Source organism: Bradyrhizobium niftali, from assembly GCF_004571025.1.
In the GTDB taxonomy this organism is placed as follows: Bacteria; Pseudomonadota; Alphaproteobacteria; order Rhizobiales; family Xanthobacteraceae; genus Bradyrhizobium; species Bradyrhizobium niftali.
On sequence record NZ_SPQT01000131.1, the window covers coordinates 1 to 732 of the forward strand.

Here is a 732-nt window from a genome sequence, read left to right on the forward strand (position 1 = left end):
TCATCCCATGGACGAGCGACGCAACAAAGCCAGACATCGCGTGCTGAAGGCCGGAACGATCGAGTTCGGCGGCGGCGCGATCGACTGCACCGTCCGCAATTTCTCGGACACCGGCGCAGCCCTCGACGTCACCAGCCCGGTCGGCATTCCCGAACACTTCACCCTGCTGATCCAGGCCGACGGAAAGCAGCTGGCGTGCACCGTGGTCTGGCGCAAGGAAAAGCGGATCGGTGTGAAGTTCGGGTAGGGGATCTGTTGTTGGGCGTTAGCGCGAGGTTCTTGCTCCGTTGTCGTCCCGGCGAAGGCCGGGACCCATAACCACAGGGAGTGGTTTGGCGAAGACTCGTCATTCGGTACTGCGTCCTTCCGAAATCGATAGACCTCGCGGTATGGGTCCCGGCCTTCGCCGGGACGACGAGTCGAGATTGGTACGCCGTCCCGCGTTCTCACACACAAGCGCCCGCAACTCACGCCGCCGCCTGCTCATCTCTCCGGCTCGCCAGAATCTTGTCGATCCTTCTTCCGTCGAGATCGACCACCTCGATGTGCCAGCCGCCGAGGTCGAAGGCGTCGCCGACATTGGGCAGCACGTTGAAGTGTTGCAGCACGAGGCCCGCCACGGTGTAGAATCGATGGTGCGGCGGCAGCTCGATGCCGAGCAGCTCGCCGAATTCGTCGACCGGCATCCAGCCGGCGACCAGCAGCGATTCGTCTGCGCGCTTGACATAGGCC

Annotated in this window: 2 protein-coding genes; one reads left to right on the plus strand and one right to left on the minus strand. The window is 63.4% G+C overall.

The features are described from left to right. The first annotated feature begins 7 nt into the window (after window positions 1-7). Window positions 8-247, plus strand: a complete 240-nt coding sequence (locus E4K65_RS46740; protein ID WP_135174823.1) for a PilZ domain-containing protein — start codon at window positions 8-10, stop codon at window positions 245-247. Between the two features lie 220 nt (window positions 248-467). Here the strand turns inward: E4K65_RS46740 and E4K65_RS46750 are convergent. After that, window positions 468-732 (minus strand): transporter associated domain-containing protein (locus E4K65_RS46750; protein WP_283813946.1); only part of this gene is annotated, 265 nt, incomplete at its 5' end.

What these genes read in the sequence shown, in the direction of transcription:
- E4K65_RS46740 (WP_135174823.1), top strand. Translation starts at nt 8, where the DNA reads ATGGACGAGCGACGCAACAAAGCCAGACATCGCGTGCTGAAGGCCGGA.